The organism is Bacillus sp. AM1(2019) (genome assembly GCF_009906915.1).
GTDB lineage: Bacteria > Bacillota > Bacilli > Bacillales > Bacillaceae > Bacillus > Bacillus velezensis.
This window is the reverse complement of sequence record NZ_CP047644.1, coordinates 2,127,970-2,142,777: the sequence shown is the minus strand read 5'-3', so window position 1 is coordinate 2,142,777 and position 14,808 is coordinate 2,127,970. Positions and strand designations below refer to the sequence as shown.

The following is a 14,808-nucleotide window of genomic DNA, read 5'->3' as shown; positions in this document are numbered from 1 at the left end:
GTGCCGGCTTCTTTCTGTTAAGCGCCTTTTTGGTTCAGTTGATCAGAAGGCGCTTTATTGAATAAACCGTCTTTGACGGCGTTTGAAGCCGCTTTTTTTACAAAAAACGGGTTAAGGATAATAACGGCTGCCATGTTAGCGGTCAAACCCCAAAAGCCTTCATATATACCGTGGGCGGATTGGGTGATATTTACCGTGAATGTCACGATAAGACCGACGAGAAGACCGATAATTGTCGCTTCTTTCGTTTGATTCTTCCAAAACAGACTGACGGCGATAGCCGGAAAGATCTGAACCATGCCGGAAACACCGAGAAGCTGAAGGGTAACGAGCGCAGTCGGGAACAGCATGCCGAATAAAAGCGCGAGCCCGATGACGACAAATACCATTGAACGGGTGATCATTGTCAGCTTGCTTGGTGACACATTCGGGTGAATCAAATCCCGATATAAGTTATTCGCAAATAAGTTTGATGCTCCGATGGCCATGATAGAGCAGGGAATCAATGACGCAAGGGCAATCGTGGAGTAAGCAAAGCCCTGCGCGACTCCGCCGTAAGACGTTTGAATCAGCTTCAATAAAGCGAGCCGCGGATTGGTATCTTCCGGCAGGACAAGAAACGCGATAAAGCCGAGAAAAATAACAAGAATCAAAACAATATTATAAAGCGGCAGAAACATGCTGTTTTTGCGGACGGCATCTGCGCTTTTTGCCGTAAATACGCCGGTTGCCGCATGCGCCCACATAAAGAGCGCCAGCGCAGATACGATGGAAGCTGTGATAAACCAAGGAATTCCTTTCGGTCCTGAGTCCGGGATCGTCAGCATTTGCGGCGCTTTTTCAGCCAAAGTGTGAATCATCGGCGTCCAGCCGTGAAAATGGATCAGCGGGAGTGAGACGACCATAAACAGCATAATCACCCACACGAGAATGTCTTTAATAATCGCCGTAAACGTCGGCCCTTTAATTCCGCTGAAAAAAGTATACAGCGCTACAAGAATAAAAGAGATGATGACGACCATATTGACATTAATGACACCCGTTCCGGCCACCTGAAGCGTATCTTGAATTCCGCTCAGCTGGAGACAAATATAAGGAATGAGCATAAGAACGCCGACAATCGCGACAAGACTGGCCAAAAGTTTACTGTCAAAACGCTCACGGGCATAATCGGCTAGCGTCGTTAATTTGTGTATTTTTGCCACTTTCCACAGCTTCGGCAGAAAGAAATAAGCGATAAAATACGCCAAAACAGAATACGGGATTGCAAAAAAAGCAACGCTTCCCCCTGTGTAGGCTGTGCTTGTTAAGCCTAAAAACGTATAAGCCGTATAAAGATCCGCGCCGACTAAAAACCAGACGAGGAGCCCCCCGAACCGTCTGCCGCCGACAGACCATTCCTCAACAGAAGTGCGTGATGATTTGTCTCTCCCGGCTATAAAGCCGATGCAGACAACGGTTAAAACGATGACGGCTGTAATGATCAATGCTGTTATATTTGCGGGCATCAGTCCAGTCCTCCTTGTTTCTTCTGCAGCCTATAAATAAGAAACGAACATAATGGAGTGACTGCGATCCATAAAAGCAGCCAGAAATGAAAAAAAGGCAGCCCGATAATGATCGGATGAACCCGATTAGCGACTGACAGCAGGGCCAGCTGGCTGAAAGGGATTAAGATGAGAACGAAAATTAGTGCTTTTCTGACCATTTACTTTCCTCCTGAAACTTGATAATGCTCCTTATCATAGCAGGTGTCAGAAAAGATCACAAGATATTTTTCAGAAAAAAAAGAATTCTATTACTTTTTTAACTGAAACACTTTAGTTGCATCTTCATTCATATTAAATTAGAATAGTTAATATCTCGAAATCAAGATATTTAGGAGTGAATACATTGAATACACAAGGATTGCACCATGTTACCGCATTTGCAAAAGATCCTGCTGAAAATCTTCGGTTTTATACTGAAGTGCTGGGTTTGCGGCTCGTTAAAAAAACCGTTAATTTTGACGACCCGGCCACTTACCACTTTTATTTCGGCAACCAAAACGGAGAGCCGGGCACGATCATTACATTTTTTCCTTTTCAGGGAAGCCGCCCAGGAACCGTGGGAAAAGGGCAGGCCGGAAGAATTTATTTCTCCGTGCCGAAAGGAGCACTCGCGTTTTGGAAGCGCCGGCTTGAAGAAAACGGCTTGTCTGTAAAAGAGCAGATCATACTGTCTGAACAAGTGCTTCTCTTTAATGATACAGAAGACCTGCCGCTTGCCATAATGGAAGATGAAAGAAGCGGACAGAGTGAATGGACGCCTTCGGGCATTACTGAAAAAGAAGCGATCACAGGCATGAGAGGTGTTCTTTTGTACTCGTACCGTCCTGAAGCAACCATTCAATTTCTCATAGAACGCTTCGGTTATTCAAAGACAGGAGAAGAAAATCAGATTGTCAGGCTGCAATCGGAGGCCCGGATCGGACATATTATAGATGTTGATCTCGCGCCGAAAGAAGCAGGTATCGGCGGTTACGGGACAGTCCATCATGTCGCTTTCCGCACTACCGAAAAAGAGCAGGCGGAGTGGAAGGACATTCTTGCTGCTTCTCATCTTGCTTCATCTGACATTCTTGACAGGTCTTACTTTACTTCAATCTATTTCAGAGAAAGCGGCGGCATTTTATTTGAAATGGCAACCGATGAACCGGGCTTTATGACGGATGAATCCTTTGAAAATCTCGGAACAGAGCTGAAGCTTCCGGAATGGCTGGAAGAGCATCGCAGCCAGATTACAGCTGTTCTGCCCAAAATGGAGAAAGGAGAATGATGATGAAACATGTGTTTGAACAGGGGACGTCAGAAAATGTTCTGCTGCTTTTGCACGGAACGGGGGGAAATGAACATGATCTTCTGTCGCTCGGACGTTTTATCGATCCGAAAGCAAGTTTGCTCGGGGTCAGAGGATCAGTGTCGGAAAACGGCATGCCCCGTTTTTTTAAGCGGCTGAAAGAAGGCGTATTTGACGAGAAAGATTTAATTGAACGGACGGAAGAATTAAAGAATTTTATTGATGAAGCGGCGCAAATGTACGGATTCAGCAGAGAAAACGTGATTGCTGCCGGCTATTCAAACGGCGCCAATATTGCAGCAAGTCTTTTGTTTCATTATAAAGATGTACTGAAAGGAGCGGTTCTGCATCATCCGATGGTGCCGATACGCGGAGTGAAGCTGCCTGATATGAAAGGGATGCCTGTGTTTATCGGTGCGGGAAAACGCGATCCCCTATGTACAAAAGAAGAATCGGAGGAGCTTTATCAGTATCTGACAGATGCTCATGCATCCGTTTCTCTTGTTTGGCAGGAGGGCGGTCATCAGCTCACACAGCAGGAAGCAGAGCAGGCAAGAACCTGGTACAGTGAGCGATTCCTATAAAAAACCCTTAGTCTGCTTAAGCGGACTAAGGGTTTCTTTCATCTTACAGCCAAGTTGACACTTTAGATACAGGCAGCCGGTTGCTTTTATGGGCCGGCTTAACGGCTTTGCCGATTGAAATCAGCATGACGGGCACGAAACGCTCGCTCACGTCGAATTCCTTAACGAATTGCTCTTTATTGAATCCGCCGATCGCGCAAGTGTCGTAGCCTTTTGCTTTAGCGGCAAGCATCAGCTGCATCGCTGCTAAAGAAGCGTTTAAAAATGCTGAATCACGGGCAAACTGATCATTTTGGTATGCGCCGTTAATCTGGCCTAAAAGCGTTTGTTTAATCTCTTCTGTGATATTGCCTTGCTCAGCCAGTTCAGCATAAACGTCTTCACCATTTTCATTTGCTTTTAAATCGCCTAATACGGCAATAACTGCTGATGAATCAATAATCTGTTTTTGATTAAAAGCAACCGGAAGCAGGGCAGCTTTTGCTTCATCACTGTGAAAGACTTGAAAATGCCAATGCTGAAGGTTCCAGGCGGAAGGCGCTTGCGTTGTGATTTCAAGGAGTTCTGTTAATTCCTCTTTTGTAATGACCGCGTCTTTATCGTATTCTTTAACAGATGCGCGTTCCTTTAAAACGTCTAATACGGATGTCATCATGTTTCCTCCTTCGGATAAACGTGTTATCATAATAGAAAAGTTAGAAGCTTACTAAATGTAACTTGAAAACTAATTTTAATGGATCACAAAAAACTTGTCAATTCATAGATGAAGGGATGAACTCACGTGGGATATACAATGTGTCCTAAAATGGAATCCGCTTTTTCCCTTTTGGGAAAGCGCTGGAACGGCCTCATTATCCATGTACTGATGGACGGGCCGAAACGATTTAAAGATATGACCGAAACGATACCGACAATCAGCCAAAAAATGCTCGCGGAGCGGCTCAAAGAGCTGGAACAAAATGAAATCGTCGAGCGTCAGGTGCTGCCTGAAACACCTGTCAAAGTCATTTATAAACTGACTGATAAAGGCATGGCCTTGCAAGCCGTTTTTCAGGAAATGCAAAAATGGGCAGACAGTTTTTGCGAGCCCGGGGGATCTGCCAACGACACATGTGATGAATAACAAAGGCTGCCCAAGGCAGCCTTTTCTTAATAATAATGTTTACTCGTCATAAAAACCATTAATATCAAAATTGTTCAGATTGAGGTTCAAGCCTTTTAATTGCTTTAATAAAGCATCGAATGTAAGGAAATGATCATTTTTACATTCCGCCGGAACATCATTTGGAGAAAATAGTTTCATTCCTCCCTCAATCCACTGTTTCCGGTATAACTGAAATGCCGCTTCAATTAAATGATCAGGCGTTACAATAAACCCTAAGCTTACGTCATGGTCCTCACTGTAGCCGAATTCAAACCCGCAGCAGGGGCAAATATCAAATGTTTTTTGATATTCGCCGTTATAAACGGGACTTGTTTCTAATCCTTTAAATCCGCATATCAAACAAGGGTACAACTCACTAACCAACATACATCCCTCTTTTATTCAGTTTGCAATCATTCAGAACAAGCGGGGAGGCCTTTTACAGTTTGCCGGTTAAAAACTGAGCCTCACCAAGCCCGAAGCTCCAATCGGCGTTCCCGTTTTCTGTAATGGAAATCATGACGTCCTCGGGTGATATGCCGCATTCTGTTTTAAGCTGATCAGCCATCAGTTGATATAATGTTTCTTTTTGATGTTCGGTGCGCGCTTTGCTGACAATGCTGATGATGACAAGATCTTTGCTTCTTTTGAAACCGAGCCCGGTATCTTCAATGATAAGCTCATGAGGCCGATGCTGGTGAACGATCTGATAACGGTCCGTTACAGGGACGTCAAAAGCTTTAACCATGGCGTAATGGGCGGTATCCAGTAGTTTTTTTAATGCTGCGTCATCCCGGCCTTCAATAACGTCAAAACGAAGTAATGGCATATTTTATTCCCCCTGATGGTTTTTTATAATGTCGCAACTTGTAAAAAAGTATAACAGTTAATCAAAATGTAATCAAATTATAACCAAAATATTTATACGTTAATGCAATATCAGAGAGAGGCACATGTTGTTACAATCGCCCAATCAATTTCCTCATTTTATGAATACGCTTAAGAATAGGCAGACATAAAGGAGGAAAAACATGTACCCTCGTCATGCATTGTATCGCGGGAATTTCGGTCCTGCCGGATTTCCGGCGAGAAGTCCTTTTTTGTTCGGCGCTCCTTTATTCGGCGGATTTTTAGGCGGTCTTCTCGGAGGCGTAATTGCCACAGGTTTTACAAGACCCCGCTATCCGTACGGGTTCGCCGGTTACGGATACGGAGGCGTCCCATACGGCGGTTTCGGTCCGGGAGCCGGCGGTTATCCGCCATTTTATTAAAGAAAAAACGGCCTGCATCGCGCGGGCCGTTTTTTTTATCTTAAAATCTCCACTTCCGATAAATTGTAGTCTTCCTGTTTTGAAAACATAACTTCAATCATCCCGTCTTTATAGACTGCTTTTGTTCCTTTCCGTTTGACGAGGCTCGGAAGGATGATTTCTTTTTTTCCTTCTCCCAGACTGCTGTTCTCTACAACGAGGCTGTGTGACGTATGCTTAATCCTGATACGGTCGAGTTCCTCTTGTTCTGCGGGAATTTTCGCAAAAACATGATCGGATGTTTCAAACAGGTCAATTTCCGGCTTGGGCGGTTCCGCTTCGACCGGATCGGCCTTTTTGGACATTGGGTCGCGAAAAGGGAACTGTCCGGCATAACCGGCGCCGAATACGCTTTCCATCACTCGGTTGACATATGTCTCGACATCTTTCGGATCAGCATTTTTAAACGTTTCTTTAGAGAACTGATTTTGGAAGGGAAAATATCTGTTCCAATCAAACACGGCATCTCACCCTTTCTTAACGGACAACATAGTATATGCCCGCCGGAAGCTTCCCGTGATATAATATAATCTGTTTACAGAAAGGAAGGGGAAGGCCGTGCAAGGGAATAACGCAAGAAAAGGAATCATTTATACCGCTTGTTCTTTCGCCATGTGGGGGCTGTTTCCGGTCTATTGGAAACTTCTTGAACAAATACCCGCATTGGACATTTTAGCTCACCGGATTTTATGGTCATTTGTTTTCATGTGTGTGCTTTTAACTGTGCTTAAGAAGTGGAAAACCGGATGGCGTGAACTGCGTCTTTTGAAATCGGAAGGGGGCCTGCTGGCGCTTTTTTTCGCTTCCGTTTTAATTTCCGTTAATTGGTTTGTGTACATATGGGCCGTCAATCACGGCTTTTTGCTTGAAGCAAGTCTCGGGTACTACATTAATCCGCTCGTTTCCGTTCTTTTGGGCATCCTATTCTTAAAAGAAAAGCTTAACAAGATGCAAACAGCAGCCGTTTCTATTGCCGGGGCGGCCGTGATCATATCTGCGTTTCAATATGGCGCGGTTCCTTATATCGCATTGCTGCTTGCATTCAGCTTCGGCCTGTACGGCTTATGTAAAAAAAGAACCCGCATGTCCAGCACGATCGGACTGACGCTGGAGACGCTTTTGATTACCCCGGCTGCACTTATTTATTTAGGATATACAGCTGACGGGAGCACTTCCGGGTCCTTGGGGGCAGGAACATGGGCGCTCCTATTTTTCGCAGGCGTATTTACGGCCCTGCCGCTGTTACTGTTTGCAGAGGGGGCAAAGCGTCTGCCGCTGTATCAAGTCGGCATTTTGCAATATATAGCGCCGACCATTACCCTTATGCTCGGCGTATTTGTGTATCATGAACCATTTTCCGGGCAAAAAGCGTTTACCTTCATTTGTATATGGGCAGCATTGCTTTTGTTTACCTTTTCACAGATCAAATGGAAGCGGCCGATAAAAAGCCGCTAAGCCTTTCGCTTTCCAGCGATAGCTTAAATTATGTATAATCATTACGAGTATGTAAAGGAGCTGTACAATGGGCACTGATAAAGACATAGCAAAAGCCTATCAGGCACTGTGGAATAACCGCACTCTCCCGGCTTCAACTCTTGAAGAAGCGGAGAAGGCAATTGATCTTGAACTGCTTGATCAAAGAACACATCCGAGGCTCCGGAAGTCACCCGAGGAAAAGTTTGCTCTGGCGGTGCAGCGAATTGTAGATTCCCGGCTGCGGCCGATTGAGAAATATGAATTGGTTGAACTACATACGAAGCGTTTGCAATTTTTAAAAGAAGAAAGAGGGGAGCAGCTATGAAAGCGATCATAAAAGAAGATGTGCAAACTTCTTTAGAGCGATATGCCGATCGTCCTGTATATATCCATTTGGAAACAACGACCGGTTCTTATTCAGCGCATCTGAATGAGAAAAACATGACGGTTGTAGCCTATATACGCAATGCAAAAGTGACGTACCATCAGGCGAAAATCAAAGGAAACGGCCCGTACCGCGTCGGTTTGAAAACAGAAGAGGGCTGGATTTACGCAGAAGGTCTGACTGAGTATACAGTAGATGACGAAGACCGTCTGTTAATGGCAGGGCATCTGCCGGGCGGAAAATTGGCGATTTCGCTTCAAATCAGCGAAAAGCCGTTTACAGTTTAAAGAAAAGGGTGAAAATCATGAAAGAACATGTACTCGTCATCCTGCCTCACCCTGATGATGAATCATACGGAGTGGCAGGGCTGATTGCTTTACACAGACAAAAAGATATTCCCGTTACGTATGCATGCGCAACGCTTGGCGAAATGGGCCGAAACATGGGAGACCCTTTTTTCGCGAACCGTGAAACACTGCCGCTGTTAAGAAAGCAAGAGCTGATTGACGCATGCAAAGCAATGGACGTTACTGACCTGAGAATGCTCGGGCTTCGTGATAAAACACTTGAATTTGAAGATGACGAGTGGCTCGCGGATATGATGGAAGAGATTATCGACGATGTAAAACCGAGTCTGATTGTCACATTCTATCCGGAGCACGGCGTCCATCCGGATCATGATGCATGCGGCGAAGCGGTCATCAGAGCGCTTTACAGAAAGAAAAAAGAGGACCGCCCGCGCACGCTTTGCATGGCAATCACCCGCAACAGGGAGGAAGCCGTCGGCAAGCCTGATGTCATTCTTGATATTAAAGAGGTTGCCGATATTAAAATGAATGCCTTAAAAGCGCACCGCACCCAAACGGAAGGCATGCTGAGAGAGCTGGAAGAAAAAATAAAAAATAACGAGCCGGTTCTTCAGACATGGTTTGAAGAAGAAGTGTATTGGACATATCCGTGGAAAGACTGATAAAAAAAGGGATAAGGCTGAAATGCCTTATCCCTTTTTTTGTGCCAGATCGGAAGCGATCGCTTCCGCAAGCGAAGACCGTATTGATAAATTTGAAAAACTCAGTCCGAGCTGCACCGCGGTTTGGGCGATTTCAGGACGGATTCCGGATAATGTCGCTTTCACGCCGAGCATTCCGAGTGATTCAATTAAGGTGAAAAGCTGTTGGGCAACCATCGTATCAATCAAGGCTACACCCGATAAATCAATGTACAGCTGAGTGATGCGCTTCTCTGAACACTGGTGCAGCGTATTCTCCAAAATCATTTTGGCTCTTGCCGTGTCAATATCCCCGATCAGCGGCAGCAGTCCGACATTGTCAAAAAGCACAATTACCGGCGAGCTCAGCTCGGTGATCAATTCTTTTTGCGCTTCAAGCTGAATGTTTGTGTTTTTATACATTTCCTCTATGAAAATATGAATGACCACATCAAACGATTTGATCAGCGTATGGAATATATCTTCGGCATCTTCTTCTGTCACGGTGTCCGAATGAAGTCTGGTAAACTGCTTTACATGGCCGACATACAAATCACGAACTCTGATAAACTCGCGAATAATATAATGGATGGGAGTTTTTAAATGTTCTTTATCCCGTGCGGCTTCAAACGCCCACTTTTCCAAGGCCGCTGTATATACTTCCTTCTCTTCAGAAAAAATCCGATTGAGTTGATAATTAAACGCCAGATTTTGTTTTTTCAGATTTGTGAGTACAGCCGGGTCAGTAGAAGCATAAACAGAATCAGGATCCGTTTCATGAAGCGTATCAAACCATGTCTGACTGATGTCCTCCGCCCGTTCAGTTAAATAATCGTACAGCAGTTTATGTTTTGGCATTGCTGCTCCTCCTTTATAAAATCATCATTTTTTTCACATAATGCTTTTGCAGTTTCATCAGTCTGAAGAATAAACCGACAGCTCCTGCGGCAAGTCCTGCAATTAACCCGATCCAGTAGCCGTATGCCCCGAGGCCCGTATAAGTGCCGACTGCGTAACCGACCGGAAGCCCGATAATCCAATACGACACAAAAGCCGCGCCGAGTGTATAGTTGACATCCTTATATCCTCTCAGAGCGCCTTGTATCGGAGCTGCTACGGCATCAGAAAGCTGGAAAAACAGCGCATAGATTAAAAAGTGCTGCGTCAACATGAGCACCGCCGGATCTGATGTATACATTCCGGCGATTTGCGGTCTGAACAGTAAAATGAAAGCCGCCGTGCATAAAGAAAAACTAAGCGCCATCACGATCCCGATATAGCTGTATGAGCGGGCATCTCTATAGCGCTTTGCGCCTGCTTCAAAGCCGACCAAAATGGTCATGGCCATGGATACGCTGAGCGGCAGCATATACAAGAGGGAGGCAAAATTCATTGCCGCCTGGTGGGCTGCAATCGTCACCGTCTGAAAATGGCTCATAAGCAGTGTGACAGCCGCAAAAATGCTCGTTTCAAAAAATACCGCAAAACCGATAGGCAAACCGATTTTCAAAAGTTTTCTGCATTCAGACGGAGAAAAACGGTACAGTTTCCGAAATACAGAGTACCCGGCAAACGGCTCAAATCTGCAGACGATAAAAAAGCTGATGGCGCAAATACACCAGTAAGTCAGGGCGGAAGCGAACCCCGCACCGACTCCGCCCAATGCCGGCATGTTGAATTTCCCGAAAATAAATACATAATTTAAAACAAAATTAATAGGCAATGAGCAAAGCGTAATAAGCATTGTGACTCGCGTTTTGCCGAGTGCATCAATAAACGAGCGCAAAACGGTGTACACAAACAAAGGAAAAATACCGAGGGATAAAAATCCTAAAAAGTGTTTTGCGATCGTCCGGACACGAGGTTCCAGTCCCAAATGTCCCAAGATCATATCAACGGTGAAAAAGCCGATCAGGATAACCGCCGCACTGAGAACGGCCGCTACATAAACGGCCTGGATGACGGAAAACGGCACTTCCTTTTGTCTGCCGGCTCCAAACAGCTGCGAAACAACGGGCGTAACGGCCATTAATATTCCTGCAAGGCCCGTATAAACCGGTGTCCACAGGCTTGAACCGATTGCAACCCCGGCTAAATCGGCGGCGCTCACTTTTCCTGACATCACCGTATCCAAAAAGGTGATCAGGGAAAGGCCCGCCTGTGTGATTAAAATCGGAATGAAGATATGTAACAGCTGTCTGACCTTTTGGCCGATCGTGTTCGTTTCTCTCAAGTTAGGTTCCCCGTTTCTTTATTTTAACGAGAGAAATTATAACATTTTATGTATAAAAAGCAATGAAAGCCGGCCTACTCTTTTTTGTCCGGTTTCGGCTTTTTAAACATCTTGGCATAAATGAATGAAAGTGAAATGACCCCTAAAAAAGTGCAGATATATTGCATCAGCCGTGCGAATTCCATATGATGTGCGCCTCCTTTCATGATTATGGTGCACACAGCGGCGCATATCCATGCGCGCGATGCAGAAAATAAGGGAAAGGAGCTGATGTGACATGCGCCACACTCAAATGACGGAAAGCGCGTTTACCGCTGCCGTTCAAACGTATTTGAAACAAATTACGGAGGATGCCGGAATGATACTGCGGACATTGGATGAAAAAGACCAATGCCTTCTTTGCGAATTAGATGAACTGGGACATACGTTTCAGGAAATGCAGGCTGTCGCTTCGTCGTTTTACCTGCAGACATATATCGAACATTTTACGCCTTCCTATACAGAGCTGGCGAGGGCCGTGCAGCATCTGGCGGAAGAAAAACACGGAGCGCTGATTGTGATTGAACGTGCAGATCCGCTGGACGGAATAATACAAAAAGGGACCAGCCTGCATGCCGAGATCAGTGCGGCTTTAATTGAGAGTATTTTTTATCCCGGCAATCCGCTTCACGACGGAGCCGTATTGGTCAGAGAAAACCGGGTTGTATCAGCAGCCAATGTGCTTCCGCTCACAACAAAACATGTCGATCTCAAATACGGGACGCGCCACAGGGCCGCGATGGGTCTTTCGGCCGTGACTGATGCACTCGTGCTCGTTGTTTCAGAAGAAACGGGAAAAATGTCCTTTGCTAAAGACGGCGGACTGTATCCGCTTGTTTCGCCGCGGGCGCTTCATACGAAATAATAAGAAAATGGGAATATTGTACCCATTTAATATTAATAAGGTGAACATCTTTACCTTTTTCTGTATTGATGTTATCGTTTAAATATACATAAAATTTAAAAGAATAGGGAGTGGAAAGATGGCAAATGTATTGATGATCGGTTTTCCGGGAGAAGGCCATATCAATCCGTCTTTAGGCGTCGTAAAAGAACTGAAGGCAAAAGGGGAACATGTCGTATATTACGGCGTGAAGGAATATGAGAACAAAATCGCGTCAAGCGGAGCGGAATTCCGTGAATATGAAGATTTCCGAAAAGATGAATTCGGAAAAAACGCAACGGGTGATGAACAGCGGGACGCTACCGAGTTTTTACTATTAATGATTGAGACTTCCAAAAAAGCCGCTCTCCGTATTCTTGAAGAAGTAAAGAATGAATCCTACGACTACATCCTGTATGATCATCATTTTCTGGCAGGAAGGCTCGTGAGAAACCAGCTGAAACTGCCGGCATATTCACTTTGTACGACATTTGCAATGAATGAAGCATTTATTAAAGAAGTGTTTTCAAATACAAACCTTGTATCAGAGGAATCATCTCATTATCCGGCTTATACCGAAGCGGTCAGCCGGCTCAATGAAGAATTCAGCGCAGACATTAAAACGCCGTATGATATTTTCTCAAATGACGGCAGAAAAACCATCGTGTTTACTTCAAGAGCGTTTCAGCCGAAAGAAGAAGAGTTTGGCGATTCTTATCTCTTTGTCGGTCCGTCCATAACCGAAAGGGCGGCGGCTCAAGAATTCGCGTTTGAACAGCTTGAAGGAGAAAACGTCCTGTTTATTTCCATGGGCACGATTTTTAACAATCAGAAGGAATTGTTTAATAAATGCTTAAAAGCGGCCAGAAACTTTAACGGAAAAGCCGTCATGTCAATCGGCAAACATCTTGATCCGGCGGAGCTTGATGAAATTCCTGAGAATGTCATTGTAAAGCCTTATGTTCCGCAGCTTGAGATCCTGAAGAGAGCGGACTTATTTATCACTCACGGCGGAATGAACAGTACGAGCGAAGGGCTTTACTACAAAACCCCGATGATCGTCATTCCGATGGGCGCAGATCAGTTCGCCGTCGGAAGCCAAGTGGAAAACACGGGCGCGGGCAAGATGTTTAAAAAAGAAGATGTAACAGCCGAACTGCTCACTGAAGCAATAAAAGAATTGAGCGAAAATCCTGAATATCAGACAAAAGCTTCTGAAATCGGAGAATCCCTGAAAGCGGCCGGCGGAGCACAGCGTGCAGCGGAATTGATAGCAGAAGACGTGAAAACTGCCGAGACCCGGGTTCTGTAATCAGCCGTCACCCGCTTCCTTTAAAGGAAGCGGGCTTTTTTTGATTGTTTTTCGGGAGGATTTTTCACGCCGTAAAGAGAATTGTATGAAAAACAGACAAGAAAGGTGGAATGTCGCGGAAAAAAGCCATGTTATGAAAATGATTCTAAAGTCTTTTGTGAAATGTTCTCAATTTATGTAAAATGTGTGGCATTGGTGATGATCTAAGGCCAAATGAATCGGAATTAATGTCGACTTCTGAATGAATCCTGCATAACAGGCGGCGTTCAAAGAAAAGGAACGTCCCTTTCAGCAATGATAAATAGGAGGTTTTTCGTTATATGAAGAAAAAAATCGCAGCCGGTCTGGCTGTATCTGCAGTAATGACTTCAACCTTCGCCGTGCATCCCGCTGAAGCAAAAACCATTCAAGTAAAAAGCGGCGACTCTCTTTGGAAGCTTTCCCGGCAATATCATACAAGTATTTCAGCCCTGCAGGCGGAAAATAAACTGAAATCAACGATACTCCACCCAGGACAGCGGCTGCACATTCCTGACGGCAGCGGCACACATAAAACGGGTCAAAAAGGAAAACGAAGCACGGGTGCTTACACAGTTACATACGGAGACTCATTATGGGTGATCGCAAAAAAATACAAAATGAGCGTTTCTGAGCTGAGAAGCCTGAACCGTTTGAGTTCAGATGTCATCTATCCCGGCCAGAAACTGAAAATTAAAGGGTCTGCCGGCGGCACGGACGGAGGCGGCAGACAGACAAAGCCTGATAAAGGCGCATCAGGGACTTACACTGTGAAGCCGGGTGACTCGCTGTGGAAAATCGCCAATCAAACCGGCGTCACCATCGCCGAACTGAAAAAGCTGAATCAATTAACATCAGACATGCTGTATCCGAATCAAGTATTAAAGATCAAAGGTTCTTCACATAACGGAAACAGCGGCACAACACCGCCATCTCATTCAAACCCTTCTGAGAAGCCATCCACTTACAAAGTAAAAGCAGGCGATTCCCTCTGGAAAATTGCTAATCGGTTCGGCATCACCGCTCAGCTCATCAGAGAAAAAAATAAATTGACAACTGATGTGCTTCAAATCGGACAAGTTCTGGTGATTAACGGAACGGGAAAAACAGAAGATCCTGTGCGGCAGCCGGATAACAAACCGGCAAAGCCAAACAAGCCGAATACTCCCGAACCTCCGGTGACAGGGTCAAAGATTGACAGAATGATAGGCGAGGCGAAAAAACATGTCGGCGTGCCTTACCGCTGGGGAGGCAATACGCCTGCGGGCTTCGATTGCAGCGGTTACATCTATTACCTTTTAAATAAGGTAACCTCTGTTTCCCGTCTGAGCACGGCCGGATATTGGAATACGATGAAACATATCAGCCAGCCGTCAGCAGGCGACTTTGTCTTCTTTACGACATATAAAGCGGGCCCTTCTCATATGGGAATGTATTTGGGCGGAGGAGATTTTATTCACGCAAGCTCCTCCGGGGTTGAAGTTTCAAACTTAAGCAATCCGTATTGGAAAAAAGCGTATTTAGGAGCGCGCAGTTATTTTTAAAAAAAGCCTTTCGGGGCTTTTTTTGTTTACCATTTTCACGTTTTGACAAGACTG

Annotated in this window: 19 protein-coding genes; 11 read left to right on the top strand and 8 right to left on the bottom strand. The window is 45.2% G+C overall.

Annotated features, from left to right (window positions below; genetic code table 11):
- Window positions 1-17 precede the first annotated feature (17 nt).
- Window positions 18-1,508 carry a sodium:solute symporter family protein gene (locus GNE05_RS10230; protein ID WP_012117763.1) on the bottom strand — a complete coding sequence of 497 codons (1,491 nt, stop codon included), beginning with the start codon at window positions 1,506-1,508 and terminating at the stop codon, window positions 18-20.
- Window positions 1,508-1,708, bottom strand: a complete 201-nt coding sequence (locus GNE05_RS10225; RefSeq protein WP_003153716.1) for a DUF3311 domain-containing protein — start codon at window positions 1,706-1,708, stop codon at window positions 1,508-1,510. Before GNE05_RS10225 ends, GNE05_RS10230 begins: the two co-directional genes overlap by 1 nt.
- 185 nt (window positions 1,709-1,893) lie before the next feature.
- Between GNE05_RS10225 and GNE05_RS10220 the strand changes: the two genes are divergently transcribed.
- Both GNE05_RS10220 and GNE05_RS10215 read left to right on the top strand, forming a co-directional pair.
- Window positions 1,894-2,817, top strand: a complete 924-nt coding sequence (locus GNE05_RS10220; RefSeq protein ID WP_022553221.1) for a ring-cleaving dioxygenase — start codon at window positions 1,894-1,896, stop codon at window positions 2,815-2,817.
- Window positions 2,818-2,819: 2 nt separating this feature from the next.
- On the top strand, window positions 2,820-3,422 hold the full coding sequence (locus GNE05_RS10215; RefSeq protein WP_025649771.1) for an alpha/beta hydrolase: 603 nt from the start codon (window positions 2,820-2,822) through the stop codon (window positions 3,420-3,422).
- A 43-nt stretch (window positions 3,423-3,465) separates the two neighbouring features.
- Here the strand turns inward: GNE05_RS10215 and GNE05_RS10210 are convergent, their stop codons facing one another.
- The gene (locus GNE05_RS10210; RefSeq protein ID WP_003153727.1) at window positions 3,466-4,074 is read right to left on the bottom strand and encodes a nitroreductase family protein; all 609 of its coding nucleotides are present in this window, start codon (window positions 4,072-4,074) and stop codon (window positions 3,466-3,468) included.
- 129 nt (window positions 4,075-4,203) lie between these two features.
- Here GNE05_RS10210 and GNE05_RS10205 point away from each other — a divergent pair, with 129 nt between their 5' ends.
- Window positions 4,204-4,545, top strand: a complete 342-nt coding sequence (locus tag GNE05_RS10205) for a transcriptional regulator YodB (RefSeq protein ID WP_003153729.1) — start codon at window positions 4,204-4,206, stop codon at window positions 4,543-4,545.
- Window positions 4,546-4,584: 39 nt separating this feature from the next.
- On the opposite strand, the gene GNE05_RS10200 is transcribed toward GNE05_RS10205, so the two are convergent.
- The gene (locus GNE05_RS10200; protein ID WP_012117758.1) at window positions 4,585-4,953 is read right to left on the bottom strand and encodes a hypothetical protein; all 369 of its coding nucleotides are present in this window, start codon (window positions 4,951-4,953) and stop codon (window positions 4,585-4,587) included.
- Between the two features lie 52 nt (window positions 4,954-5,005).
- The gene (locus GNE05_RS10195) at window positions 5,006-5,395 is read right to left on the bottom strand and encodes a tautomerase family protein (protein ID WP_003153733.1); all 390 of its coding nucleotides are present in this window, start codon (window positions 5,393-5,395) and stop codon (window positions 5,006-5,008) included.
- Window positions 5,396-5,597: 202 nt separating this feature from the next.
- Between GNE05_RS10195 and GNE05_RS10190 the strand changes: the two genes are divergently transcribed.
- Window positions 5,598-5,837, top strand: coding sequence for a hypothetical protein (locus GNE05_RS10190; RefSeq protein WP_003153736.1), 240 nt, complete (start codon window positions 5,598-5,600; stop codon window positions 5,835-5,837).
- A gap of 35 nt (window positions 5,838-5,872) precedes the next feature.
- On the opposite strand, the gene GNE05_RS10185 is transcribed toward GNE05_RS10190, so the two are convergent.
- Complete coding sequence (locus GNE05_RS10185) at window positions 5,873-6,337, bottom strand: hypothetical protein (RefSeq protein WP_014418128.1); 465 nt, start codon at window positions 6,335-6,337, stop codon at window positions 5,873-5,875.
- 97 nt (window positions 6,338-6,434) lie between these two features.
- Here GNE05_RS10185 and rarD point away from each other — a divergent pair, with 97 nt between their 5' ends.
- From rarD to bshB2, 4 genes are all read left to right on the top strand, one after another.
- Window positions 6,435-7,331, top strand: coding sequence for an EamA family transporter RarD (gene rarD / locus GNE05_RS10180; protein WP_012117756.1), 897 nt, complete (start codon window positions 6,435-6,437; stop codon window positions 7,329-7,331).
- Between the two features lie 67 nt (window positions 7,332-7,398).
- A complete protein-coding gene (locus GNE05_RS10175) occupies window positions 7,399-7,677 on the top strand; it encodes a hypothetical protein (protein WP_003153742.1) in 279 nt (92 codons plus the stop codon).
- Window positions 7,674-8,024 carry a YojF family protein gene (locus GNE05_RS10170; protein ID WP_007611980.1) on the top strand — a complete coding sequence of 117 codons (351 nt, stop codon included), beginning with the start codon at window positions 7,674-7,676 and terminating at the stop codon, window positions 8,022-8,024. Before GNE05_RS10175 ends, GNE05_RS10170 begins: the two co-directional genes overlap by 4 nt.
- A gap of 17 nt (window positions 8,025-8,041) precedes the next feature.
- Window positions 8,042-8,707 carry a bacillithiol biosynthesis deacetylase BshB2 gene (gene bshB2 / locus GNE05_RS10165; protein ID WP_007407961.1) on the top strand — a complete coding sequence of 222 codons (666 nt, stop codon included), beginning with the start codon at window positions 8,042-8,044 and terminating at the stop codon, window positions 8,705-8,707.
- Between the two features lie 27 nt (window positions 8,708-8,734).
- On the opposite strand, the gene GNE05_RS10160 is transcribed toward bshB2, so the two are convergent.
- Together GNE05_RS10160 and GNE05_RS10155 are read right to left on the bottom strand one after the other, a co-directional pair.
- Complete coding sequence (locus tag GNE05_RS10160; protein WP_160182726.1) at window positions 8,735-9,583, bottom strand: STAS domain-containing protein; 849 nt, start codon at window positions 9,581-9,583, stop codon at window positions 8,735-8,737.
- 13 nt (window positions 9,584-9,596) lie between these two features.
- Window positions 9,597-10,958 (bottom strand): MATE family efflux transporter, encoded by a 1,362-nt coding sequence (locus GNE05_RS10155; protein WP_061862287.1) that lies wholly within the window; start codon window positions 10,956-10,958, stop codon window positions 9,597-9,599.
- 277 nt (window positions 10,959-11,235) lie between these two features.
- On the opposite strand from GNE05_RS10155, the gene cdaS reads away from it, so the two are divergent.
- The 3 genes from cdaS (at window position 11,236) to GNE05_RS10140 (ending at window position 14,754) form a co-directional block, all read left to right on the top strand.
- Window positions 11,236-11,862, top strand: a complete 627-nt coding sequence (gene cdaS / locus GNE05_RS10150) for a sporulation-specific diadenylate cyclase CdaS (RefSeq protein WP_014418125.1) — start codon at window positions 11,236-11,238, stop codon at window positions 11,860-11,862.
- A gap of 118 nt (window positions 11,863-11,980) precedes the next feature.
- Entirely contained in the window at window positions 11,981-13,192 is a 1,212-nt protein-coding gene (locus tag GNE05_RS10145; protein WP_160182725.1) for a macrolide family glycosyltransferase, read from the top strand.
- Between the two features lie 320 nt (window positions 13,193-13,512).
- Complete coding sequence (locus GNE05_RS10140) at window positions 13,513-14,754, top strand: C40 family peptidase (RefSeq protein WP_017417970.1); 1,242 nt, start codon at window positions 13,513-13,515, stop codon at window positions 14,752-14,754.
- Window positions 14,755-14,808: the final 54 nt, after the last annotated feature.

What these genes read in the sequence shown, in the direction of transcription:
- GNE05_RS10230 (WP_012117763.1), bottom strand. Translation starts at nt 1,508, where the DNA reads ATGCCCGCAAATATAACAGCATTGATCATTACAGCCGTCATCGTTTTA.
- GNE05_RS10225 (WP_003153716.1), bottom strand. Translation starts at nt 1,708, where the DNA reads ATGGTCAGAAAAGCACTAATTTTCGTTCTCATCTTAATCCCTTTCAGC.
- GNE05_RS10215 (WP_025649771.1), top strand. Translation starts at nt 2,820, where the DNA reads ATGAAACATGTGTTTGAACAGGGGACGTCAGAAAATGTTCTGCTGCTT.
- GNE05_RS10210 (WP_003153727.1), bottom strand. Translation starts at nt 4,074, where the DNA reads ATGACATCCGTATTAGACGTTTTAAAGGAACGCGCATCTGTTAAAGAA.
- GNE05_RS10200 (WP_012117758.1), bottom strand. Translation starts at nt 4,953, where the DNA reads ATGTTGGTTAGTGAGTTGTACCCTTGTTTGATATGCGGATTTAAAGGA.
- GNE05_RS10195 (WP_003153733.1), bottom strand. Translation starts at nt 5,395, where the DNA reads ATGCCATTACTTCGTTTTGACGTTATTGAAGGCCGGGATGACGCAGCA.
- GNE05_RS10190 (WP_003153736.1), top strand. Translation starts at nt 5,598, where the DNA reads ATGTACCCTCGTCATGCATTGTATCGCGGGAATTTCGGTCCTGCCGGA.
- GNE05_RS10175 (WP_003153742.1), top strand. Translation starts at nt 7,399, where the DNA reads ATGGGCACTGATAAAGACATAGCAAAAGCCTATCAGGCACTGTGGAAT.
- GNE05_RS10170 (WP_007611980.1), top strand. Translation starts at nt 7,674, where the DNA reads ATGAAAGCGATCATAAAAGAAGATGTGCAAACTTCTTTAGAGCGATAT.
- bshB2 (WP_007407961.1), top strand. Translation starts at nt 8,042, where the DNA reads ATGAAAGAACATGTACTCGTCATCCTGCCTCACCCTGATGATGAATCA.
- GNE05_RS10160 (WP_160182726.1), bottom strand. Translation starts at nt 9,583, where the DNA reads ATGCCAAAACATAAACTGCTGTACGATTATTTAACTGAACGGGCGGAG.
- cdaS (WP_014418125.1), top strand. Translation starts at nt 11,236, where the DNA reads ATGCGCCACACTCAAATGACGGAAAGCGCGTTTACCGCTGCCGTTCAA.
- GNE05_RS10145 (WP_160182725.1), top strand. Translation starts at nt 11,981, where the DNA reads ATGGCAAATGTATTGATGATCGGTTTTCCGGGAGAAGGCCATATCAAT.
- GNE05_RS10140 (WP_017417970.1), top strand. Translation starts at nt 13,513, where the DNA reads ATGAAGAAAAAAATCGCAGCCGGTCTGGCTGTATCTGCAGTAATGACT.